General features: G+C 54.5%; 1 protein-coding gene. It reads left to right on the top strand.

Translation table 11 applies throughout. From position 1 onward, the window contains the following. Nucleotides 1-65: 65 nt before the first annotated feature. Nucleotides 66-253: hypothetical protein (locus KMS84_RS44740; RefSeq protein WP_285894520.1), on the top strand; the 188-nt coding region annotated here is incomplete at its 3' end.

Genomic DNA, 253 nt, shown 5'->3' with positions numbered 1-253 from the left:
GTATGTCGGGTATGGACGGCGGAGCCATGAAAGATAGCTCTGGCTCTATGCAAGGCATGTCCGGTATGAACAGCATGCAGGGAATGGATCACAGCAATATGTCCATGGGCGGCATTAGTGGTATGGGAGAAATGCAGTCGCACCCAGCCACAGAGTCCAACAATCCCCTCGTCGACATGCAAGCAATGTCGACCTCTGCGAAGCTCGATGATCCTGGCATGGGCCTTCGCGACAATGGTCGAAAGGTGCTGAC

This window comes from Streptomyces hilarionis, from assembly GCF_024539675.1.
In the GTDB taxonomy this organism is placed as follows: domain Bacteria; phylum Actinomycetota; class Actinomycetes; order Streptomycetales; family Streptomycetaceae; genus Streptomyces; species Streptomyces hilarionis.
The sequence above is the reverse complement of the archived record's forward strand: the minus strand, read 5'-3'. Positions and strand labels throughout refer to the sequence as shown.